Consider the following 22436-nt stretch of genomic DNA (forward strand, 5'->3'; position numbering starts at 1 on the left):
CTTCTGGCTTCGGGATTATCTTCAAATTCTTGCCCGATCTGATACTATTTCTTCAATACCCAAGCCGTCAAAATCATCCAACCTCCTTAATTTCACCCCATGGACATATTCGTTACCAATGACGAAGTAGAACAGTGGGAACGCGAATTGCCAGGTTTGCGGGGGATGGAATTATTGGATCTGCAGTTAAAGCTTGCCTGGCATTTGCGCCAGCGTGACACACTCAGGGCACTTAAGCTGGCCCAGGCCACGGAAAATCTCACCGGCGAATTGTTTCCTTCTGATGATAGTGATGCAGGCAGCGCTGAACGGCTCATACGCGCCCGCTTGCTGCTGATCCGCGCTGAAGCTGCATGGCTGTTTGGCGAGTTTGATCAGGCGGCACAGTTGTCTGTGCAATCGCTGGAACTGTCAACTGGTAATGGCTCTGACCTGGCTGCGTGCTGCACTGCAGATGCACATTTTTTGCTTGCTAGTGTTAATTTGCAAAAAGGCGAGGTGCCAGTAGTTGAAGCAGAAATTGGCCTGGCTGTTCAGTTTGCCCTTGTGGCAAAAGACAAGATGCGCGAAACCGCGGCAGAATCCCTGCTGGCCAATCAACTGGTGTTGCGCAACTTGCCTCTGGCGCTTGAACGCTGGGGAGAAAGCCGCAATCCTGAAAGCCAGAGTGGCGATCTGTTCTTGCGCAGTTATATCAATGAATTTTTAATGTATACCTACTCCCTCACCAGTGACTTTGGTGCATCCGCAGGGCGTGGCATACAGGTATTTGAATTCGCCAGGAATTATGGGCAAAAGCGCCGCATGATCACTGCTGCCAGCAATATAGGTGATGCCTTTAACAGCATGAGCGATCATCAGTCTGCCTTGCACTGGATACAGGATGGGCTTGATCTGGCCAGAGCAGCCGGATGGCCCAACAGCATAGCCAGTTGCCTCGTGCAGATGTCAGAGACCCTGCGCAGGCTGGGCCGCCTGGATGCTGCCAAGCAGATGCTTGAAAATGCCTTGCCCATACTGGGCAAAGTGGTAGGGGCGCGCGCCCATTTACTGGCCTTGCGTTATCTCGGTGATTTGTCACTGGACATGGGTGACTATGCAACTGCGCTGACCACTTTTTATGAATTGATTTCCTGGGCGGATAAAAAGAATCATCTGGATTTTCGCATAGGCTCACGTCGTGGTTATGCCAATGCCTTATCCATGCAAGGACAGGCCAAGACGGCATTGGCTGTCGCGCTTGAGGCATTGACGCTGGCGCGCCAGAGTTCTGATGGCTACCGGCATATTGAAGTCTTGCGTGTGCTCGCCGCTTTATACACGCGCCATAACTTGCCAGAACCTGCACAAATGCAAGCTGCCAGCGCTTCCTTGCATTATCTGCGCATGGCACTTGACCTCGCTGACAATATCAGCGGTTTTAGCATACCCCCAGATTTGTACGAAGAAATTGCCCATGCCTATGCGGCTGCCGACAATTTTCGCCAGGCCTATGAGTTTGGGCAACTGGCACTCATCGCCCGAGAAAAAAGTAACAAGCTTGCTTCTGCGAACCGGCTCAATGCCATGCAACTGAGCCAGCAGACTGAGCGCATGAAGGCTGAGAGTGAGCATCTGCGTCAGCTCGCAGCAGCAGAAGCGCAACGTGCCAAAGTCTTGCAACAAACTAGCATCGTGCTGGAAAAATTGGGAACCATAGGGCAGGAAATTACTGCCAGCCTGGATGCGGCGGCAGTCTTTGAAGCCTTGAATCGCCATGTGCACGACTTGCTGCATGTGACCGCTTTTGTCATCTACATGATGGATGATGATCAGCAAAGCATGACCTCAGCCTTTGGTGTCGAAAATGGTATGCCGATAGAGCCGGATACCGTTTACATGTCCAGCCCGGTGTCGAACTCTGTGCGCTGCGTCAAAGAGCGCCGTGAAGTTGCCATCGAACTGGCAGCCGAGGATGAATTGCCAGGTCTGATACCCGGTACTGAAATGGTACACAGCATGCTGTTTGCGCCGCTGATCATAGGCGACAGGATACTTGGTGCGATGACCATACAGTCTTCGCGTCAGCATGTATATGGCGACAGGGAAAAAATGATTTTCCGTTCGCTATGCGCGTATGGTGCGATTGCTCTCGGTAATGCGGATGCTTATCTGCGCTTGCAAAAAACCCAGGAGCATTTGCTGGCGCAGGAAAAACTGGCGGCCCTGGGTTCGCTGGTAGCGGGCGTTGCGCATGAACTCAATACGCCGATTGGGAATTGCCTGCTGGTTGCCAGCACCTTGCAGGATGGTAGCCGCTTCCTCAGCAGCAAACTGGCAGGGCAAACCTTGCGCCGCTCAGACTTGAATAATTTTTGTGAAGAGGTTAAAACCTCGTCAGAAATATTAATGCGTGGCCTGAGCAGTGCTGCGACACTGGTTAGCAGTTTCAAACAGGTGGCGGTAGATCGCACCTCTGAGCACAGACGCAGCTTTGATCTGCGCCAGGTCTTGCACGATATTATCGCCACCCTCAACATCCGCATTACCCAGACTGGTCACAGCATACAAGTGAACGTGCCATATAACATTCATATGGACAGCTATCCAGGCTCTTTGGGCCAGGTGATCAGCAATCTCGTGGAGAATTCCATCTTGCACGCCTTTGACAAGAGGCAGGCGGGCCACATGGAAATCAATGTCAGCACGGTAGATGGAGAGCGCGTCCTGATCGTCTTTAGTGATGATGGCGAAGGCATACCTGAAGAAAACCAGAAACGGATTTTTGACCCGTTCTTTACCACCAAGTTAGGGCAGGGAGGCAGCGGTCTTGGGCTGAATATCTGCTACAACATCACTGCCTCGATTTTGCACGGACAACTCAGCGTTAAAAGTAGTCTTGGAAGTGGCACCAGTTTTTATCTGGATTTGCCTCTCGTTGTTTGAATTTTTTTGAATTTTGTTTGAGTTTGTGAAATAACAATAATTGTAAAAAACAGTATGCACAAAGTCAGGTCTTTAGAAAAAATCAACGCTTGAATTTGATCCTTGTCAAGTATCCTTTTTTTGTTGCACTTACTTGAAAATCTGAACGAATTCACCTATTGTGCAATGCACCAATAATAACAAGGTACACAATTGGCTAATCAACACACAAAAAGCAGCCTGGCGGGCTTGACCCTGGCTGCTGTCGGCATCGTTTATGGCGATATAGGTACGAGTCCTCTTTATACGATGAAAGAGGTGTTTTCAAAAGAGCATGGTCTAGCACTCAATGAGGCGAATATCTTTGGTGTCGTATCCCTGATACTATGGGGTTTGATCATCATCGTTGCGGTCAAATATGTCACCCTGATACTAAGAGCTGACAATCGTGGTGAAGGCGGTATCATGGCGCTGACTGCTTTAGCGCTAGAATCTGTTGGCAAATCTGCCAAATCTCATTTCACTTTACTCGTTCTTGGCTTGTTTGGTGCGGCCCTGTTTTATGGCGACGGCGTTATTACGCCAGCGATTTCGGTGTTGTCTGCTATTGAAGGGCTGGAGGTGGCCACGCCTGCATTCACACCCTACGTAGTACCGATTACGCTAGTCGTGCTTTTACTTTTGTATTCTGTGCAGTACAAGGGTACTGCAGGGATAGGCAAGTGGTTCGGTCCCATCATGGTCGTCTGGTTTTTTGTGCTGGCAGGGATGGGGATTTATAACATTGCTAAAATGCCCGGCATTTTATGGGCGCTCAATCCTATGCATGCCGTTGCTTTCATGGCCTTGAACAAGGGGCTGGCATTTCTGGCTTTGGGCGCTGTTGTGCTTGCATTTACGGGTGCAGAAGCACTGTATGCAGACATGGGGCATTTTGGCAGCAAACCCATTCGTGCCGCCTGGTTCATGATCGTTTTCCCTTCTTTGGGTTTAAACTATCTTGGGCAAGGGGCATTACTGATGGCAAATCCAGATGCAGTTGGCAATCCGTTTTACCAGCAACTTGGTGCCTGGAGCATCTACCCATTGGTTATTTTATCCACGGTGGCGACAGTGATTGCCTCACAGGCCACGATCTCAGGTACGTTCTCCATGACCAAACAAGCGATTTCCCTCGGCATCATGCCAAGGATGGAAATTGTCCATACGTCATCGAAAGAAATAGGGCAAATCTATATTCCTGCAGTCAATTGGTTGCAGCTTGCTGCTGTCGTGGCTGCTGTGGTGGGATTTGGCTCATCATCAAGCCTGGCATCTGCTTATGGTATTGCCGTGACAGGAACTATGTTAGTGACGTCACTGCTTACTTTTTTCGTTATACGCTATGGTTGGAAATACAATCCTGTATTGTGTTTCCTTGCAACCGGTTTCTTCTTGTTCATTGATGTCTCATTGTTTTCTGCCAACGTACTTAAATTATTCCACGGCATAGGCGGTTGGTTCCCGGTGATATTAGGTGTAGTAATGTTTACCCTGATGATGACCTGGAAGCGTGGTCGCGAACTGGTCTTTGATAATCTGAAAAAGCATGCAATTCCATTAGAAGATTTTCTTGAATCCCTGTTTGTCTCTGCACCGATTAGAGTGTCAGGAACAGCGGTATTCTTGCGTGGCGAGGCCGATGGTGTACCGCATGCCTTGTTGCATAATCTGTCGCACAACAAGATTTTGCATGAGCGAGTGATTTTCCTGACCCTGCATAACCGCGAAATCCCCTGGGTAGCCACTTCAGAGCGTGTCAAGGTTGCTGATCTGGGGAATGCCTGCTTCCAAATTGACGTGTTCTACGGCTTTAAGAATGAGCCGGATATTCCAGGTGCCTTGGCTTTATGCGAACCCTTTGGTCTGACATTTGAACCTATGGAAACTTCTTACTTTATTTCTCGTCAAACCATTATTTCCAGCCCTGGCAGTGGTATGGCGATGTGGCGTGAGAGCGTATTCGTTGCCATGTCCCGTATTGCCCGTGATGCGGCTGACTTTTACCAGATACCGAGTAATCGTGTCATTGAGGTGGGTTCTCAGGTCGAAATCTAAAAACTTGGCACGGGCACTTATCAAACCAAAATGCCTGTGCTATACTCTCGGTCTTTCGCGGCTGTAGCTCAGCTGGATAGAGTACTTGGCTACGAACCAAGGGGTCGTGGGTTCGATTCCTGCCAGCCGCACCAGATTCAAGGGACTAGATGCAAATCTAGTCCCTTTTGTCTTTTTTATTCGCGATTTTTGATATCTCCATAGAAATATGGCAGAGACGTGGGGATATCAGGCTTGGTATCCGGCTTGGCTTCAAGGAAATGCCTTTTAATTAAGCTAAAAAATAATCTGGCTTTAGGGGCTTTCCATTTTGCACCAGTCCGGCTATAATCTTGTTTTTCGCGGCTGTAGCTCAGCTGGATAGAGTACTTGGCTACGAACCAAGGGGTCGTGGGTTCGATTCCTGCCAGCCGCACCAGATTCAAGGGACTAGATGCAAATCTAGTCCCTTTTGTCTTTTTTGCGATGGAAACAAACTGACTTGATCTGCCTGATTACAGCAGATCGCGGCATATGCTTAGCTTGCGAGTATCAGTTCCCGTATGTTCCAGTCTTCCGGGGCTGCCTGGTTCAAGGCGCTGCGCTTGACTTGCTGGCCTGGCGTTTCTTCTGTCATGGAGAGAATCAGACGTTGCAACTGGGCTGCGTCTGGCAATACGGTGCCAAGAAAAATCACCTGGTCGCGATGCTGTATGAGGATGGTAGGAAAGTTCTCTATATCCACTTCATCCACCAGATGCGCCTGATCTTCTATGTCTATCCAGGCAAAGCATTTGTCAGGATGTTTAATCATCAGTTCGTCAAAAGACGCCCTGTAAAAATTGCAGGTATCGCACCAGGCGGCGCACAGGCAGGCGATTAACCAGTCTTTATTTGCCAGGTCAGCCTTTATTGCGGAAATATCTTCGGTATTCATGATGGTATTCATCACGTAATTTTAAACCAAGTGATGAACTGAAGCGTAATTAAGGCATGGCCAGGCATGGCCAAGGCATAAGCTTTGGCAAACAGCCAGTCTTGAAACAGGTGGAACACGGTAAAATACGCGTATGACCAGAATTTTAGCAATTGAAACCTCTACCGAGCTCGCCACCGCAGCCATCTTGACTGATGGTGGCATATTTGTCCGCGAACTCAGCGGTGTTCAGACACACTCCCAGGGTATTTTGCCTGCCATACAGGCTTTGCTTGCCGAGGCGGGTGTGCGCTTGCAGGATTGCGATGCTATTGCCTTTGGCTGTGGCCCCGGTGCTTTTACCGGCATACGCACAGCTTGCGGCATTGTGCAGGGTCTGGCCTATGGTGCAGACTTGCCAGTGATGCCCGTGGTGAGCCTGCTGGCCATGGCTGAAGCCGCGCGCGAGCAGGCAACATCAAATGAATTTGTCTGCATACTCGATGCGCGCATGAATGAAGTGTACTGGGCACAATACCGCTTTGATGACGTGGCTGGCTGGACAGAAATAAGTGCTCCCGCGCTGATAGGGCTGGATGCTGCATTGGCGGCCATCACGCTGGAAAACCCGCAGCTGGTACTGGGCAATGGCCTGACTTTGCCTGAGTCTGAGCAGGCAAAATATCAAGTGGTGCTATGTATGCCGCACGCAAAACAAGTCGGCATACTGGGACAACTGGATTTCGCCGCTGGTCTTAGCCTGCCTGCAGACCAGGCGCAGCCCCTGTACCTGCGCAATAAAATTGCCCTGACTACCGCTGAGCGTGAACAAGTTAAACTCCAGGCAGCCAAGGCGCCTGTGTAATGGAGTTGGTCATGGATTTGAAATTGATCACACCACATTATGGCAAATTGGGGTTTGCTGATGTCGATAGCATACTCAGCATAGAAGAACGGGTGTATGCGCATCCCTGGACACGTGGGAATTTTACTGACTCTTTTTCCAGTGGCTATGAAGCTTTTGGTTTCAGGAATGCAGAACTGGATTTGTTTGCCTATTTTGTCGTGATGCCGATACTGGATGAGCTGCATTTGCTGAATTTTGCAGTCGATCTGTCATATCAGGGACAAGGCCATGCAAAATTATTGATGGACAAACTATTCACTTATGCCAGAGAGCAGGCCCATGCCTCGATTTTGCTCGAAGTACGGCGCAGCAATGCGCGCGCCATTTCTGTGTATGAAGGCGCTGGATTTGCCGCTATCGGTGTGCGCAAGGGCTATTACCCCGCGCATGATAATCAGCGCGAAGATGCGATCGTAATGCGGAGGCTTATTGATGCAAACGTTTGACAGTCATAACAGGCAAAGAGCCTTGCATGAACTCGGTTTGGGCCCGATGTGGTTATTGCGCGAAGCAGAGCAAGTTGCGCTTGTACCTGCCTTGGAGGCTGGAGTTGAAGTCGGGCCTGATCCTGAGTCTGGGTCTGTTGCTGCGAAAACTGCCGAGCCAATAATAGTAACCCCAGCCCCAGCCCCAGCCCCAGCCGTAAATACGGCGTGGACTGAAACAGAGATTGTGCCGCACAAACACCCGCCGGAAGCCCCGTCTTTAGCCCAGGCTTTTGAAAGCCCGCCTGAAGCAGATGACTGGATGCCGCAAGAAGTGCAGCCTGTCCCGTCATTCGATAGTGAGCCTGCGATCGCTACTTTATCCTGGGATGAATTGCAGCCCATGGTGGAAAGCTGCCGTCAGTGTGGCCTGTGCCAGGGCCGGAAAAAAGCCGTATTTGGCACCGGTGACAAACAAGCCAAATGGCTGTTTGTCGGTGAAGGACCGGGCTATAACGAGAATTTGCAGGGTTTGCCATTTGTAGGTGCTGCCGGACAGTTGCTCGACAATATGCTCAAGTCCCTGGGCGTGCCACGTGGTGAGCAAAGCTATATCGCCAATATCGTCAAATGCCGTCCGACAGATGCACAAGGCAAGGACAGGCCACCGACTGCCGATGAAATCGCTGCCTGCCTGCCTTACCTGCACAGACAGATCGCCATGATCAAACCGCAAATCATTGTCGCACTAGGCAAGACTGCTGCCGTGTCTTTGCTGGGTATGGATATTGAAACCCCGGTGGGACAGTTGCGTGGCAAGGTGCATCAATTCAATGGCATACCGGTGGTGGCGACTTATCACCCGGCTTATCTCTTGCGCAAACCTGCGGACAAGGCCAAAGCCTGGGCAGATTTGTGTCTCGCTATTAAAGCACTGCCAGCACATTGAGCCATATGGAGAGCGCACAAGCTGCATTTCACCGGCAATGGCAGCATCTCCACAATCCTCATGTGCGGGCACTGGCATGGATGCTGACAGCGCCGGGTCTGCTGGATACCCATGATGTTTCCTGGGAAGGTAAACTGGCAAACGCAGTTTTTTCTGATGCTCAAGTATTGCCGCAATGGCTGGCAGAGCTTGACAGTAATCCTGCCCCCTTACTGGACTTGTTGCAGCGCCATCCTTCACGCCGGCTTGGCCTGTATGCGGAGAGGCTCTACGAATTCTATTTAACTGCACACGGCTTGTTAGCTGCCCACGGTTTGCAGGTACATAACAAAGGGGCCAGCACCATAGGGGAGTTTGATTTTCTATTGCAGACCAAGGCTGGTCTGCAGCATCTGGAGCTGGCAACAAAATTTTATTTGTTCCATGCCGATGCGGCAGGGGTACCAGATTTATATGATTATCTTGGCCCCAATCTGGCAGACAGCCTGGGTGCCAAGCTGCACAAGATCATGGGGCAGCAATTGCAATTGTCAGCACATCCGCTGGCACGGCAAGTCTTGCCGGGGGCAGTGCAAAGTGCGCAAGCCTTGATACTGGGATGGTTGTTTTACCGAGATGAACAAACTGAACAAACAGCTGATAACTTTAGCGCCGGGCTGACACAGAATCACTGCCGTGGAGCGATATGGACGCAAGCAGAAGTGCGGTCGCTGGATTTTGAACATGCCTTGTTGCTGGACAGGCTGGAGTGGCTGGCACCCGCACAGTCAGACAAGAATGCAGTGCAGGAAAAGGGAAGCATACTGAATGACATGCAAACTTACTTTGCTACTCCCAGTGCGCCACTCATGCTCGCCCTGATGCAAGAAAACCAGGGGCTGATGCAGGAATACCGCCGGGGTATGGTGGTGCCGGATGACTGGTTTATACAGGCCGACATGGTTAAGCTGAAGCGCATTCCTTAGCGCACTGCTCATCACGCTCAATCAAAAGCACATGCAGCAGGGCTGTAATCGCCCTTCGCTTGATCAGTGCTTGTGCTCGCCTATCAGTGCCAGTGAATCGTACTCGCGTTGATTGGCCATGTGCTTGCGTATGACGGCATAGATAGTGCTGGAAACGAACAGGCCAAACAATACAATGATGACCATGATGTCTATCTTCATGGAGTTGAGCAAGGTATACAGCGCCAGCATGGTCAGGACAGACAGGTTTTCATTGAAGTTCTGCACAGAAATCGAATGTCCTGCGCTCATCAATACGTGGCCGCGATGCTGCAACAAGGCATTCATGGGAACCACAAAGAAGCCAGCCAGTGCACCCACCAGTATCAGTAATGGATAAGCGATCCAGATCGTATGTACAAAGATCATGGTGATCACTACCAGGCCCATGGCTACCCCCAGAGGCATGACGCTCAGGGATTTTTTCAACGGTACAAAACGGGCTGCGGCAACGGCACCCAGAGCAACCCCGATGGCAACTACACCTTGCAGGATGGCGGCTCTGTCCAACGTCATGTGCAGGGATTTTTCAGCCCATTTCAAGACGATGAATTGCAAGGTTGCTGCAGTGCCCCATAACAAAGTGGTGACGCCCAGTGTGATTTGACCGAGTCTGTCTTTCCACAGAATAGTCACGCACTCGGCAAATTCAGTCACCAGCTTGGCAGGATTGCGCTGCTGGTGCTTGTAACGTGCGCCAGTATCCGGGATGTGCATATTGAATAATGCAGCCGTGGCATAGCAGGCAGTCACTACACACAGCGCTGCCTCGGACGGGGTAGTGATATTAAAGTCGATGAGAGGAAAGTCAAAGTTGAGCAACACTGTCGAGACTTTTGAGTTCACCAGCGCACCACCCAATACCGTACCAAAGATAATGGATGAAACGGTCAATCCTTCTATCCAGCCATTCGCGGCTACCAGTTTTTCTGGTGGCAATAGTTCGGTGAGGATGCCATATTTGGCAGGGGAGTAGGCGGCAGCTCCAAAGCCGACGACGGCATAGGCGATCAAGGGATGTACATGAAAAAACATCAGGGCGCAGCCACCGACTTTAATCATGTTGGTAATCAGCATGACCTTGCCCTTGGGCAGGGAGTCAGCAAAGGCACCAACAAAGGGGGCCAGCAAAACATAGGACAGCACAAAAAACAACTTCAACAGCGGCGACATCCATTCTGGAGATTGCATGGACGTCAACAGTGCCATCGCGGCTATCAGTAAGGCATTGTCGGCCAGTGAAGAAAAAAACTGCGCCGCCATGATCGTATAAAAACCGCTCTTCATGCTTTATTCATGCTCTATGTCTACCTGCTACAAAATGTCACTGGCAGCTTTATACCATGAAAATTGTGCGGAATTAGTGAAATAAGGCAAGCTAATTACTGAATACTGGTTAAAATATCAGTGTTTTTATGGCTGGTATGCATGCAGTTTGCGCTGCTGCATGTTTTTAAAATTTCTTCAGGTCTGACGATGGCAAAAGCAAAAACCAATTTTACCTGTACTGAGTGTGGTGGTATTGTTAATAAGTGGGCGGGGCAATGCCCGGCTTGCGGCCAATGGAACACCCTGGTCGAAACCATCGTTGAATCAGTTGGCAACCGTTTTAGTGCTAAACCCCAGGGGCTGGCGCAATCTGCACCTGTGCTGAACCTGGCAGAAATTGAGGCGCTGGATGTGCCGCGTTTTGGTACTGATATCGATGAATTTGACCGCGTGCTCGGTGGCGGGTTGGTTGCTGGCGGCGTTGTGCTGATAGGTGGTGACCCTGGTATAGGTAAATCCACCTTGCTGTTGCAGGCGCTGGCTAACTTGGCTCAAAAGAAAAAGGTCTTGTATGTGAGTGGTGAAGAGTCGGGCGCTCAAATCGCCCTGCGCGCCAAACGCTTGTCGCTGGACGCCAAGGACTTGCAATTACAGGCTGAGATACAACTGGAAAAAATTCTCAATACCCTTGCTGAACATAAGCCACAGGTCGTGGTCATTGATTCTATCCAGACCATGTATTCCGATGCCCTGAGCTCTGCGCCAGGCTCGGTTGCCCAGGTACGCGAATGTGCGGCCCAGCTGACGCGTGTTGCCAAGACCATGGACATCACCATGATACTGGTCGGTCATGTTACTAAAGAAGGTGCACTGGCCGGGCCAAGGGTGCTTGAGCATATCGTTGATACGGTCTTGTATTTTGAGGGCGACACTCATTCCAGCTTCCGCCTGGTGCGGGCCATCAAGAACCGTTTTGGTGCCGTCAACGAGCTTGGTGTGTTTGCCATGACGGAAAAAGGTTTGAAAGGGGTGTCCAATCCTTCGGCCTTGTTCCTGTCGCAACATGATACCCAGGTCGCCGGCTCTTGCGTCATGGTTACGCAAGAAGGCACGCGGCCCTTGCTGGTAGAGATACAGGCGCTGGTTGACAGTTCACATGCGCCGAATGCACGCCGTTTGTCGGTAGGTCTGGAGCAAAACCGCCTGGCCATGCTGCTGGCAGTGCTGCACAGGCATGCCGGTGTGGCGGCTTTTGATCAGGATGTCTTTATCAATGCAGTGGGCGGTGTCAAAATTGCCGAGCCTGCCGCCGATCTGGCTGTGCTGCTGGCGATTAACTCTTCCATGCGCAATAAACCTTTACCCCGTGGATTGGTGGTATTTGGTGAGGTTGGGCTGGCGGGTGAGATACGCCCAGCGCCACGCGGGCAGGAGCGCTTGCGCGAAGCGGCCAAGCTGGGCTTTTCCATCGCCATGATCCCCAAATCAAATGCACCCAAGCAAAAAATCGAAGGCCTGACCATCATAGGGGTCGATAGGATAGAAGAGGCCCTGTCCAGAATTCGCGATGTGGATAGTGAAATCCCGGATTAGATTTTTGACGCTTTCAAATCTTTGGCGATAGCCTGGCTGGCTGCTATGCCACTGCGTACTGCACCTTCCAGCGTGGCAGGGTAGTCGCCTTTGGTATAGTCGCCTGCCAGATACAAGCCAGTGTAAGCAGTGTGATTGTCTGGCCGGTTCAAACCAGGTGCGCAACTAAAGGTAGCGCGCTTTTCCGAGATGCATTGATGCCAGATGGGCTGCGCGAGTTCTGGCATGCCCAGACTCTGCGCCAGTTGTGTGGCAATATCCATTGCCAGTTCATGCCTGTCAATTTCTGTGGCAGTTTGCGAAACACTCACGACCACTGCCAGCAAGCCCGCCTGATCGGGCTGTAGCTGACCACGGTCAAATACATATTGTCCCCATTTTTTCTGACCCACATCGTCAAGCAGTGCCAGCATGGGGCGTGGCAGCCTCACGTTTGATGCATATTGCAGATAACAGGTAGTGATGGGCTCGTAAGTCATAGCTGGCAAGGCTGTTGCCTGATCTTTGACTGGCAATGTGGCTAATAGTCTGTCTGCATTGGCAAAATCGCAGGCAAGTATGACTGCATCATAGAGCGGCAGTTGTGCTTCTGCCTGCTTCAGTTCAATTTGCCATTTGCCATCTTCATTTTGCATAAGGCCAGTTGCGGTATGTGCCGGCAAAACTTGTCCGCCTTGAACACGAACGTAGGCAGCCGCTTTTTCAGGGAAGACGCTGCTCAGATTCAGCCGAGGTATCAGCATGTCGGATGCTGCGCGTTTTGCTCCCAGACTATCGCGCAGGACATTTAAAAATACCTGGGCCGAGGCGCGTTCAGGTGGAGTATTCAGGGCAGCGATGCAGAGTGGTATCCACATCAAACGACATAGCCGCGGTGTCTGGTCAAAACGCTCCAGTAATTCTAGGACGCTGCAATCTTCATTCAGACGCCAGCCCATCCAGCGTGCGGTGGATGAAAATCTTGCCAGCGCCATTTTGTCGGCAAAACTGAGGCCGCTGGATTTAATCAGTGCGATTAATAAGTGTAGCGGGGCGGGCAAGCGAGGGGCAATGAATGACATGCCGTCTTCCAGCGCGGGATAGACCATTTGCAGCGGCAAATTCAATAGTGCTGTTTCAGTATCAACACCAAGCAGTCGCATCAGACGCAGACTCTGGGTATAGGCGCCCAGCAAAATATGCTGGCCATTATCCAGTTCTTGCCCGTGCACGGTGACACCACGCGCACGTCCACCCAGATTGCGGCTGGATTCGAATAATGTGACAGTAGCACCTTGTTGTACCAGTTCACAGGCAGCCGCGCAACCAGCCCAGCCAGCACCGATGACGGCGACTGACTTGTTTTTCAGCGCCTCTTTTTTAGCCACGGACGTAGGTTTTCCAGGCCAGCCAGAGTTTGCGTATCGGTGTCAGCGAGATGCGCTGATTAAGTACATGGAAACCGTCACGCTGTATTTCCACCAACAGGGCGCGATAAATTGCCGCCATGATCAGGCCAGTTCTTTGCGCCTTGCGGTCTTCCGGCGGAAGCAGGGCAAAGGCTTCTTCGTACAGCTTTTGTGCGCGCTCATACTGGAACTGCATCAGGGTTTCAAATTGCGTGCTATGGCGGGCATTCAGAATATCGGCTGCAGTGACATTGAATTGCTGTAGCTCATTGACGGGCAGGTAAATCCTGCCTTTGCGTGCATCTTCACCGACGTCGCGGATGATATTAGTCATCTGAAAAGCCAAGCCCAGTTTCTCAGCAAACTCACGGGTTTGCGGATTGGTGATGCCGAAAATACTGGCTGATAAAATGCCGACGACGCCAGCAACATGCCAGCAATATTTTTGCAGCGCATTGAAGTCGAGGTAGCGGGTCTGGTTCAAATCCATTTCCATACCATCGATAATCGCCAGCATGTGTGCTCCATCCAGCTGATAGTCTGCCATGTGCGGCAGCAAAGCCTTGGTCACCGGATGTGTAGGCTGATTCGCCAGCATCGCCTGCACTTCCTTGCGCCACCAGCCCAGTTTGCTGCGGGCCACCATATCGTCAGTGCTTTCATCCACAACATCATCGACTTCGCGGCAAAATGCATACAGGGCGGTGATTGCCCGCCTTCTGGCCTGGGGCAAAAACAGGAAACTATAGTAAAAACTGGAGCCACTTTGTGCAGCTTTTTGCTGGCAATATTCGTCTGGAGACATGCTGAATGAGTAAGAAGTGGCGGCTAAAGCCAAAATTAAGGCCAAAAATAAAGCCAAAAAAGTAGCTATGTTAACAAACTGTGGCAAAGCTCACAAATCTCTTGCGCTTTATTGTGTGGCCAGTAAGGATGATTTCTACGCAGTTTACAGTAGAAATATGAAATTATTATTAATAAAGTGAGTCAGTAGATGGGCTAAGGCCGTTTTTTTGCTGGATAGGCAAAGCCATGGGTTTTGTATAAGAAGTGTATTTTGATGCCGGGATTAGTCTGTTTTATCGTAACATATTGTAATGAAAACGAAGAACTGCTTTCTTATCCGGGACTAAACGTATAATAGGCGGCGCGTTATAGAGCGATAGAGCGCCATGGAAAATCGGCGCGGCATTGAAAATAATTACTCATTCGGACGAATATCTTGAATAAATCGAAATTTGCAGCATTGATCGTTGGCGCAGGCATAGTCCTCGCTGGATGTGGTGGCTTTGTATATACGACAGTTGGCGGTAATGTCACTGGTCTGGGTACTGGTGATGTTCTGGTTTTGCGCAATGAAGCCAATTACACCCAGACGCTGACGGCAGATGGTACTTTCTCATTCAATGTTGCCAGCAATGGTGCTTACTCCATCACTGTGCTGACCCAGCCAAATTCTGTGAACTGCACGGTTGTCAATGGCACAGGCAAGATGTCCAGTGATTCAGCAGTCAAGAACATCGCCGTAACCTGTGTGCCGAATGTGCCAGTGGGTGGTACGGTTTCTGGCATGGCTGACAATAGCTCCATGGTATTGCTCAATAATTTGTTGGCAACTACTACGGTGACGGCCAATGGCAGCTTTCAGTTTGCATCTTATGGTGTTAGCGGCCAGCCGTTTGCAGTGACTGTAGGTATCCCGCCCGCATCTCAATACTGTACAGTCGCCAATGGCACAGGCACGGTCAATAACGCAAATCCTGCAGCTTCGCTGACGGCCCTGGTGTCTTGTGTACCTGCCGTGCCAGTTCAATTTACCGTCAATGGCCTGACAGCAGGCACCGTGTTGACCATGGTGAATACAGTAGATGGTTTTGCTGATAAATTTGCCGTCAGTGCACCAGGTAATTATCAGTTTAACTGGAGCTGGTTGAGTGGCAAGCCATTCAATATCACGGTTGATACCCAGGCTACCGGTCAGACTTGCAAGGTCACTAATGGTACTGGTGTGGTCGATGCGTCTAATCCTGCTGCCTCAAGAAATGCAGTGGTAGATTGCGCCAAGACTTGATAGCAGGTAGTTGATATAAATGAAAAAGCTGGGCAGATTAACATCTGTCCAGCTTTTTTACTTGCAAGGCCAGTTGCATAGGCATGCAAGCTCCCTTCGCTTTTATATTTCTTCCAGCTTGCCCTGCTCATTGAAGTAGAAAATCCCTTCATGCTTGAAGCCCCATTTGCCGCCTTTCAGGCGTATGAAGGGTTCAAAGCTGAAAAAGGCGACTTCTCCCAACTCCTGGCTGTTATCAGAATGGATGTATTGGCGCTGGTCGCGGTCTGTGACGATGCTGTGCCCGACATTGTTGCGGTAATCGAGATTCACGAAGCCATTTTGCCGTATTCGTAAATTGGCCCAGTCAAATAACTGGCCAAAAGTGGTTTTGGGTGTCACGGTTTCCAGCATTTGCGCATGCAGGTGCTGTTGGAAGCAAAGCCCGTTGCGAAACTCCAGCAATTGCGGTGTGTGCGTCACTCTGCCATTTTCAACCGGGAAGGAGCGCGCGCAATCACCCCAATATTCATCATGGACCGGACTCAAATCCACGGTAATCAGGTTGGCTTTGCCAACGGTTTCCTTGCCGGGTTGATAGTCGCTGCCAGAGATGGAAACGCAACTGCGTGACCCTAGCAACACGAGGGCAGGGCATTGGTGGTACCAGGTTTTGGAGTAACCTGATTCGCACAACATGGAATAGGCCTTGTCGGCGATGCTTTGTTCTGTGTCTTCAGCAGTGATCATGCCAGCCAGACGTGCAAGTACCGTCTTGGCAGCTGCCTGTATTTCCCTGTGCTTGGCAATTTGCAATGCTGTGGGCATGATATTGAGTTGGCTATCGTACAAAATGCGGAAGCTTATCTATTATTTATGGTGCTTGCTGGAGGATTCGTTGTCGGTATTGCCGCTATCGCCGTCCTGATTGTCCCCACTGCTGTCATCACTATCGCTGGTGACTGCCCTTACGCCAGCGCGCGTGACATCTACTGCGGTGCCAACGACGGCACTGCCGACTTTAACGGTAGTCGAGACAGCCGCATCAGCAATCGCAATGACGGTGCAGCCGTTGAGTGACAATAAAGATAGTAGGAAAACACATCGATATATACAAGTTATACAAGTTCGCATTCAAACTCCAGAATCCTGTGCAGACCCGCTTGCTCATGAAAGAGTCGCCATGGGTTTGCTGTTGGTGTGATTGGTAGATTGATTTTAAGTTCAATCCCACGTATCTCCTATTGCTATTGGTCAAAAACAATAATGATTTACATGTTGCTGCAATTTGCAGACACAGCGGGTGCGGGCAAACGTTTGCCAGGTGAGGCGATTGATCTATATTGATCTGTATTGATTTGTATCAGCCGGACTTCGCGTTCAGTTTTACATGCCTCACATGTCTCACATGTCTCACATACCTACCTCACAAACCTACCTCACATACGTGTTGCCCGCCATGCCAGCCTGATCCAGTCGGTCTTGGTCAATTTGGGCCTGTGCTGAAATACGTTGTAATTCGCCGCTTCAATTTTTTCCAGTATGCGCAAACCGCCCTGTACTACCAGGCGCAATTCCCATCCCAGTCTGCCGGGCAGGCGCTTTGCCAGGCCGCTGCCTGATTGCATCATATTCCTGGCGCGTGCCACCTGAAAGCGCATCATATTGCGCCAGTCTTCATTTTGCATGCCACTGGCAATTTGCTGTTCTCCTATGCCAAACCGGCTCAAGTCATCCAGCGGCAGGTAAATTCTTTGTTTTTGCCAGTCAATGGCGACATCCTGCCAAAAATTGATCAGTTGCAGTGCACTGCAGATGGCATCTGAATCGCGCAAATTCTCAGTACTGGCCTGTTCATAAAGGTACAGCATCAGTGTGCCGACCGGATTTGCCGAGCGGGCGCAATAATCCAGCAGTCCGGTAAAGTCTGTATATCTGGTAGTGACAACATCCTGTTTGAATGCCGACAGCAAATCGCGAAAGCTTTGCAAAGGCAGTTTATATTCACGTATTACCTCAGCCAGTGCCTTGAATAGTTGTGATTCGCTGCTACTATTTTTCTCTATGTTATCGAGTTCGCGTTCATATTCTGCCAGTTGCGCCAGCCTTTGCTCCGGGCTGTCATCTCCCTCATCGGCAATGTCGTCGGCACTGCGGGCAAAAGCATAGATGACCTTGACCGCTGGCCTTAAGCGGGCAGGAAGCAAGAGGGAGGCAACAGGGAAGTTTTCGTAATGGTTAACTGACATTTGCGACATTTATTGAGCTAAATTCCATGAAAAGTCTTAATGACCGAAAAGTCATTGGCAAAAACAAGATGCTTAACTATAATTACTAACCGTAAAGTCAGTTACTTGATAGTAGCACGCAGTCAATATTAAATATTAATAAAATCGCATTGTTATTTTTGCCCGTTTTGTTCCGGCCCGGAAAGCCAGCATAGTAAAGGAAAACTCCTGTGTTAACACCAGAAACTACCATCCATCCTCAAGCGAGGCAGTTTGCTGGAAGGCGCGCTGCCCAATTCGCCTTCATTCTTGCTTCTGCAACACTTTTGCTGGCTTGCTCCAAACCTGCCGAGAAAACCGAAGACATACGCCCGGTCAGAACCATTACCCTGGCGAGCAGCAATATAGATATTAATGCCGAGCTGACCGGTGAAGTGCGTCCACGCATAGAGTCGCGCCTGGGTTTTCGCGTGCCGGGCAAAATAGTTGCCCGCAAAGTAGATGCAGGTACCCTGGTCAAGCGTGGCCAGGTATTGATGCAGCTTGACCCTCAGGACCTGGCGCTGGCACAGGTTCAGGCCAAGGCGGGCTTGACGGCGGCTGAGAGTAACCGTGATCTGGCCAAGGCTGAATTGAAGCGTTATCAGGAGTTGCGCTCCAAGAATTTTGTGGCCGCTGCCGTACTGGATGGCAAAGAAGTAGCCTACAAATCGGCGCAATCAACTTATGAACAGGCTCTGGCAGCTTATAAAAACCAGTCCAACCAGTCTTCTTATACCAGCCTGGTGGCTGATGTTGATGGCGTGGTAACTGGTATTGATGCCGAGGTAGGGCAGGTGGTTGCAGCGGGTACACCGGTCGTGCGTGTAGCCCAATTGGGGGCCATGGATGTTATCGTAGGTGTACCAGAAGACAAGGTCAATTCTATCCGTCAACTGACGGATGTCAACGTACGTTTGTGGGCCAACCCGGGCCAAACCATACCTGGCAAATTGCGTGAATTGTCACCTATGGCTGACCCTGTCACCCGCACTTATACTGCCAAGGTCAGCCTTGCTGGTGATAACAAAGATGTGCAACTGGGCATGACGGCCTATGTCAGCTTTAATGCGAAAAATCCGAATAGCGCAATCAAAGTGCCTTTGACTGCCTTGTTCCAGGAAAAGAATGCTTCTTCAGTCTGGGTGGTTGAGTCTGGCGTGGTCAGGCTGGTGCCGGTTCAGGTAGCCGGTTCTTCTGGCGAAGAAGCCTTGCTGGCTGGTGGTGTCAAGCCAGGTCAGGTAGTGGTGACGGCGGGTGCCAACCTGCTCAAAAATGGTCAGAAAGTGACCATACTCGGTGTGGAAACTGCTCCAGCCCCGGCCAAGTCTGTGGCAGCGGCCAGTGATGCAGCGTCTGCCACCCCGGCAGCACCAGCGGCAGCCGCAGGAGCGGCCAAATGAGTGATTCTTCACGTGGTTTCAATTTATCCAGATGGGCGCTGGAGCATATTCCGCTGACGCGCTATCTGATGGTCGTGCTTTTGCTGGGTGGCATACTAAGCTATGGCAAACTGGGGCAGGATGAAGATCCGCCGTTTACTTTCCGTGCCATGGTGGTGCGGGCTATCTGGCCAGGTGCCACCGCTTTGCAAATGGCTGATCAGGTGACTGACAAGCTGGAAAAAAAGCTGCAGGAAACGCCTTATATAGACAAGATACGCAGCTACTCCAAACCAGGCGAAACTTTAATCATCCTGCAATTGCGCGAATCGACGCCGCCTAAAGATACGGCGCAATCCTGGTATCAGGTGCGTAAAAAGATCAGCGATATACGCGGGACTTTGCCGCCGGGTGTCGTAGGTCCCTTCTTCAATGATGAATTCGGCGATACCTACGGCTCCATCTTTGCCTTGTCTGGCGATGGTTTCAAGTATGAAGAGGTTAAGGAATATGCCGACTTCGTGCGTCAGCAATTTTTGCGTATCCCTTCTGTATCCAAGGTTGAACTGTTTGGTGTGCAGGACGAGAAAATCAATATTGAATTCTCGCAAAAGAAATTCTCACAACTGGGCGTGCCTTTTGATGCCATCGTAGGGCAAATCAATTCGCAAAATGGTGTTGAAGCTACCGGTGTGTTAACGACCTCCACAGACAATCTGCAAGTCCGTATTTCTGGCGCGCTGATGACGGTGAAAGAGCTGGAGAATTTGCAGTTGCGCGCCAATGGCACGACTTTTCGCCTTGGTGATTTTGCCACGGTCAAACGTGAGTACAAGAACCCACCGCAAGACAAGATGCGTTTCAACGGCAAAGAAGTTGTCGGCCTGGGTATTTCCATGGAAAAGGGCGGCAATATCATTGAGTTGGGCAAACACTTGCAAGTTGATGTTGCTGAAATCAAGGCAAAACTGCCAGTAGGTATTACGCTGGAGCAGGTGACCAATCAGCCGGACGCCGTGAAGTCTTCCGTTGGTGAATTTATCCGCACGCTGATAGAAGCCGTCGTCATTGTTCTTGCAGTCAGCTTCCTGGCCTTGGGTTTGCATACAAAACCTTTCCGCCTAGATATCTGGCCTGGCCTGGTGGTTGGTTTGACGATACCGTTGGTATTGGCAATTACCTTCTTGTTCATGCGCATCTTTGATATCGATTTACACAAGATATCGCTGGGTGCTCTGATCATTGCCCTGGGTTTGCTGGTCGATGATGCGATTATCGCGGTTGAAATGATGGTCAGGAAGATGGAAGAAGGTTTCTCGCGCTTTGATGCTGCAACCTTTGCCTATACTTCTACGGCCATGCCGATGTTGACGGGTACGCTGATTACGGCGGCAGGTTTCTTGCCTATCGGTCTGGCAAAATCTGCAGCGGGTGAGTATACCTTCTCAATGTTCTCGGTAAATGCCCTGGCTTTGCTGATCTCATGGCTGGCTGCGGTTATTTTTACGCCTTATCTGGGTTATCTGCTGTTGAAGGTCAAACCACATGCAGGTGGCGGTGGTAGTGAGCATGAGATCTTTGACACACCGTTTTACTCGCGTTTCCGTGCGCTGGTGAATTGGTGCGTGACCTGGCGCAAGACGACGATAGTCATTACGCTTGGCGTGTTCATGTTGGGTGTATATGGATTCAAGTTCATTGAGCAGCAATTCTTCCCTGACTCCAGTCGCCCTGAATTGATGGTGGAGTTGTGGTTGCCAGAAGGCTCGTCCTTCCAGGCAACAGAAGCGCAAGCCAAGAAGTTTGAAGCCTTCATGCAAAAGCAGGAAGGGGTGGAAAGCGTGACCAGCTATGTCGGTACGGGTAGTCCTCGTTTCTATTTGCCGTTGGATCAGATTTTCCCGCAAACCAACGTGTCGCAGATCGTGGTCTTGCCTAAGGATTTGAAAGCACGTTCCGCATTGCGTTTGAAAATTATCGAAGCCTTCAAGAAAGATTTTCCTGAGGTGCGTGGTCGTGTGAAGCTCTTGCCTAACGGCCCACCAGTTCCTTATCCGGTGCAGTTCCGTGTCACAGGTCTGGAAGTGAACAAGGTCAGGGAAATTGCAGATCGTGTCAAAGAAGTCATGCGTGCTAACCCAAATACGGTGGGTGTGAATGACAACTGGAACGAGTCAGTCAAGGTAGTGCGTATTGATCTGGATCAGGATAAATTGCGTGCCCTGGGTATTACATCGCAAGCTGTCATGCGTGCTGCGAATACCATACTGACGGGTACTACCGTTGGTCAGTTCCGTGATGGTAATAAACTGATTGATATTGTCGTGCGTCAGCCAGTCGATGAGCGTTCTACGATAGAGGCATTGGGTAATGCTAATGTACCAACCGGCAGTGGCAAATTTGTGCCTTTGTCTCAGGTCGCCCGTATCAATCTGGTATGGGAGCCGGGTGTGGTCTGGCGGGAAGGCCGTGAGTGGGCGGTGACGGTGCAGTCTGACGTGGTTGATGGCATACAGGGTCCGACAGTATCAAGCCAGGTATCACCAAAACTGGATCAGATCAGGGCCAGCCTCTTGCCAGGTTACAAGATAGAGTTGGCAGGTGCAGCAGCGGATAGTGGCAAGGCGCAGGAATCGATTGCAGCCAATGTTCCATTTGTGATTTTCATCATCTTTACTTTGCTGATGTTGCAGTTGCATAGTTTCTCCAGATCCTTGCTGGTATTCCTGACGGGCCCTCTGGGTGTGGCGGGGGCGGCGATGGCTTTGTTGATATTGCAACGTCCATTCGGCTTCGTCGCGCAACTTGGTGTGATTGCCCTGTTCGGTATGATCATCCGTAATTCGGTGATCTTGATTGACCAGATCGAGCACGATATAGGTGAGGGCGCTGCACCATGGGATGCGATTGTGGAATCGGCCGTACGCCGCTTCCGTCCTATCATCCTGACGGCAGCAGCGGCAGTGCTGGCGATGATACCTTTGTCCCGTTCCGTGTTCTGGGGTCCGATGGCGGTCGCTATCATGGGTGGTTTGATTATTGCGACTGCTCTGACCTTGCTGTTCTTGCCAGCTTTGTATGCGGCATGGTTCAGGGTCAAGAAGACCAGTATTTAGAGTATTTGCGGTATTTTTGGGTTCCACCCCTGTCAGGTTAGCTATGCTGACAGAGGTGGAATTGCTGGAAATGCCTAGCAATACTGCCCTTATATAGTGTTTTATAGCCTTTTATGGCGTTTCCGCCGCTGTATTGGGCTTGTATTTAAAAAAATAAGGCACATGCCGGTAAAATCCAGTAGAATATCGG

At 50.6% G+C, this 22436-nt stretch carries 17 protein-coding genes and 2 tRNA genes; 13 read left to right on the forward strand and 6 right to left on the reverse strand.

Translation table 11 applies throughout. The features are described 5' to 3' along the window. Positions 1 to 99 precede the first annotated feature (99 nt). From ACO0LI_RS18165 to ACO0LI_RS18180, 4 genes are all read left to right on the forward strand, one after another. On the forward strand, positions 100 to 2925 hold the full coding sequence (locus ACO0LI_RS18165) for an ATP-binding protein (protein ID WP_423034309.1): 2826 nt from the start codon (positions 100 to 102) through the stop codon (positions 2923 to 2925). A 192-nt stretch (positions 2926 to 3117) separates the two neighbouring features. Further along, the gene (locus ACO0LI_RS18170; protein ID WP_422952166.1) at positions 3118 to 5001 is read left to right on the forward strand and encodes a potassium transporter Kup; all 1884 of its coding nucleotides are present in this window, start codon (positions 3118 to 3120) and stop codon (positions 4999 to 5001) included. Positions 5002 to 5058: 57 nt separating this feature from the next. After that, positions 5059 to 5135, forward strand: a tRNA-Arg gene (locus ACO0LI_RS18175). A gap of 207 nt (positions 5136 to 5342) precedes the next feature. Further along, a tRNA-Arg gene (locus tag ACO0LI_RS18180) sits at positions 5343 to 5419 on the forward strand. Between the two features lie 99 nt (positions 5420 to 5518). Here the strand turns inward: ACO0LI_RS18180 and ACO0LI_RS18185 are convergent. Beyond that, the gene (locus ACO0LI_RS18185) at positions 5519 to 5917 is read right to left on the reverse strand and encodes a thioredoxin family protein (RefSeq protein ID WP_422952165.1); all 399 of its coding nucleotides are present in this window, start codon (positions 5915 to 5917) and stop codon (positions 5519 to 5521) included. A gap of 133 nt (positions 5918 to 6050) precedes the next feature. Here ACO0LI_RS18185 and tsaB point away from each other — a divergent pair, with 133 nt between their 5' ends. The 4 genes from tsaB to ACO0LI_RS18205 are packed head-to-tail and all read left to right on the forward strand — an operon-like array spanning position 6051 to position 9142. Next, positions 6051 to 6761 carry a tRNA (adenosine(37)-N6)-threonylcarbamoyltransferase complex dimerization subunit type 1 TsaB gene (gene tsaB, locus ACO0LI_RS18190; protein WP_422952164.1) on the forward strand — a complete coding sequence of 237 codons (711 nt, stop codon included), beginning with the start codon at positions 6051 to 6053 and terminating at the stop codon, positions 6759 to 6761. A gap of 11 nt (positions 6762 to 6772) precedes the next feature. Beyond that, the gene (gene rimI, locus ACO0LI_RS18195) at positions 6773 to 7249 is read left to right on the forward strand and encodes a ribosomal protein S18-alanine N-acetyltransferase (RefSeq protein ID WP_422952163.1); all 477 of its coding nucleotides are present in this window, start codon (positions 6773 to 6775) and stop codon (positions 7247 to 7249) included. Further along, entirely contained in the window at positions 7236 to 8177 is a 942-nt protein-coding gene (locus ACO0LI_RS18200; protein ID WP_422952162.1) for a uracil-DNA glycosylase, read from the forward strand. The genes rimI and ACO0LI_RS18200 overlap by 14 nt, the downstream gene beginning before the upstream one ends. Positions 8178 to 8182: 5 nt before the next feature. Beyond that, entirely contained in the window at positions 8183 to 9142 is a 960-nt protein-coding gene (locus ACO0LI_RS18205) for a DUF1853 family protein (protein WP_423034507.1), read from the forward strand. A 63-nt stretch (positions 9143 to 9205) separates the two neighbouring features. On the opposite strand, the gene lplT is transcribed toward ACO0LI_RS18205, so the two are convergent. After that, the gene (gene lplT, locus ACO0LI_RS18210; protein WP_422952160.1) at positions 9206 to 10468 is read right to left on the reverse strand and encodes a lysophospholipid transporter LplT; all 1263 of its coding nucleotides are present in this window, start codon (positions 10466 to 10468) and stop codon (positions 9206 to 9208) included. A 189-nt stretch (positions 10469 to 10657) separates the two neighbouring features. On the opposite strand from lplT, the gene radA reads away from it, so the two are divergent. Beyond that, positions 10658 to 12043, forward strand: a complete 1386-nt coding sequence (gene radA / locus ACO0LI_RS18215; protein ID WP_422952159.1) for a DNA repair protein RadA — start codon at positions 10658 to 10660, stop codon at positions 12041 to 12043. Here radA and hpnE read toward each other — a convergent pair. Together hpnE and hpnD are read right to left on the reverse strand one after the other, a co-directional pair. Continuing rightward, the gene (gene hpnE, locus ACO0LI_RS18220) at positions 12040 to 13410 is read right to left on the reverse strand and encodes a hydroxysqualene dehydroxylase HpnE (protein WP_423034311.1); all 1371 of its coding nucleotides are present in this window, start codon (positions 13408 to 13410) and stop codon (positions 12040 to 12042) included. The genes radA and hpnE overlap by 4 nt on opposite strands. Then, a complete protein-coding gene (gene hpnD, locus ACO0LI_RS18225) occupies positions 13403 to 14236 on the reverse strand; it encodes a presqualene diphosphate synthase HpnD (protein ID WP_423034313.1) in 834 nt (277 codons plus the stop codon). Before hpnD ends, hpnE begins: the two co-directional genes overlap by 8 nt. Positions 14237 to 14653: 417 nt before the next feature. Here hpnD and ACO0LI_RS18230 point away from each other — a divergent pair, with 417 nt between their 5' ends. Continuing rightward, complete coding sequence (locus tag ACO0LI_RS18230) at positions 14654 to 15502, forward strand: hypothetical protein (RefSeq protein ID WP_422952155.1); 849 nt, start codon at positions 14654 to 14656, stop codon at positions 15500 to 15502. A 102-nt stretch (positions 15503 to 15604) separates the two neighbouring features. On the opposite strand, the gene ACO0LI_RS18235 is transcribed toward ACO0LI_RS18230, so the two are convergent. Beyond that, positions 15605 to 16309 (reverse strand): M24 family metallopeptidase, encoded by a 705-nt coding sequence (locus ACO0LI_RS18235; protein ID WP_422952154.1) that lies wholly within the window; start codon positions 16307 to 16309, stop codon positions 15605 to 15607. Positions 16310 to 16318: 9 nt separating this feature from the next. Between ACO0LI_RS18235 and ACO0LI_RS18240 the strand changes: the two genes are divergently transcribed. Beyond that, positions 16319 to 16561, forward strand: coding sequence for a hypothetical protein (locus ACO0LI_RS18240; protein WP_423034315.1), 243 nt, complete (start codon positions 16319 to 16321; stop codon positions 16559 to 16561). A gap of 359 nt (positions 16562 to 16920) precedes the next feature. Here ACO0LI_RS18240 and hpnC read toward each other — a convergent pair whose 3' ends face one another. Then, positions 16921 to 17730, reverse strand: a complete 810-nt coding sequence (gene hpnC / locus ACO0LI_RS18245) for a squalene synthase HpnC (protein ID WP_423034317.1) — start codon at positions 17728 to 17730, stop codon at positions 16921 to 16923. 209 nt (positions 17731 to 17939) lie between these two features. Here hpnC and ACO0LI_RS18250 point away from each other — a divergent pair, with 209 nt between their 5' ends. Both ACO0LI_RS18250 and ACO0LI_RS18255 read left to right on the forward strand, forming a co-directional pair. Continuing rightward, positions 17940 to 19151 carry an efflux RND transporter periplasmic adaptor subunit gene (locus ACO0LI_RS18250; protein ID WP_423034319.1) on the forward strand — a complete coding sequence of 404 codons (1212 nt, stop codon included), beginning with the start codon at positions 17940 to 17942 and terminating at the stop codon, positions 19149 to 19151. Then, positions 19148 to 22246 (forward strand): efflux RND transporter permease subunit, encoded by a 3099-nt coding sequence (locus ACO0LI_RS18255; protein WP_423034321.1) that lies wholly within the window; start codon positions 19148 to 19150, stop codon positions 22244 to 22246. The genes ACO0LI_RS18250 and ACO0LI_RS18255 overlap by 4 nt, the downstream gene beginning before the upstream one ends. Positions 22247 to 22436 lie beyond the last annotated feature (190 nt).

Source organism: Undibacterium sp. Tian12W, from assembly GCF_049339405.1.
Taxonomy (GTDB): Bacteria; Pseudomonadota; Gammaproteobacteria; order Burkholderiales; family Burkholderiaceae_D; genus Undibacterium.

What these genes read in the sequence shown, in the direction of transcription:
- ACO0LI_RS18185 (WP_422952165.1), bottom strand. Translation starts at nt 5,917, where the DNA reads ATGAATACCGAAGATATTTCCGCAATAAAGGCTGACCTGGCAAATAAA.
- tsaB (WP_422952164.1), top strand. Translation starts at nt 6,051, where the DNA reads ATGACCAGAATTTTAGCAATTGAAACCTCTACCGAGCTCGCCACCGCA.
- ACO0LI_RS18200 (WP_422952162.1), top strand. Translation starts at nt 7,236, where the DNA reads ATGCAAACGTTTGACAGTCATAACAGGCAAAGAGCCTTGCATGAACTC.
- ACO0LI_RS18165 (WP_423034309.1), top strand. Translation starts at nt 100, where the DNA reads ATGGACATATTCGTTACCAATGACGAAGTAGAACAGTGGGAACGCGAA.
- rimI (WP_422952163.1), top strand. Translation starts at nt 6,773, where the DNA reads ATGGATTTGAAATTGATCACACCACATTATGGCAAATTGGGGTTTGCT.
- lplT (WP_422952160.1), bottom strand. Translation starts at nt 10,468, where the DNA reads ATGAAGAGCGGTTTTTATACGATCATGGCGGCGCAGTTTTTTTCTTCA.
- ACO0LI_RS18255 (WP_423034321.1), top strand. Translation starts at nt 19,148, where the DNA reads ATGAGTGATTCTTCACGTGGTTTCAATTTATCCAGATGGGCGCTGGAG.
- hpnD (WP_423034313.1), bottom strand. Translation starts at nt 14,236, where the DNA reads ATGTCTCCAGACGAATATTGCCAGCAAAAAGCTGCACAAAGTGGCTCC.
- ACO0LI_RS18235 (WP_422952154.1), bottom strand. Translation starts at nt 16,309, where the DNA reads ATGCCCACAGCATTGCAAATTGCCAAGCACAGGGAAATACAGGCAGCT.
- radA (WP_422952159.1), top strand. Translation starts at nt 10,658, where the DNA reads ATGGCAAAAGCAAAAACCAATTTTACCTGTACTGAGTGTGGTGGTATT.
- ACO0LI_RS18205 (WP_423034507.1), top strand. Translation starts at nt 8,183, where the DNA reads ATGGAGAGCGCACAAGCTGCATTTCACCGGCAATGGCAGCATCTCCAC.
- hpnC (WP_423034317.1), bottom strand. Translation starts at nt 17,730, where the DNA reads ATGTCAGTTAACCATTACGAAAACTTCCCTGTTGCCTCCCTCTTGCTT.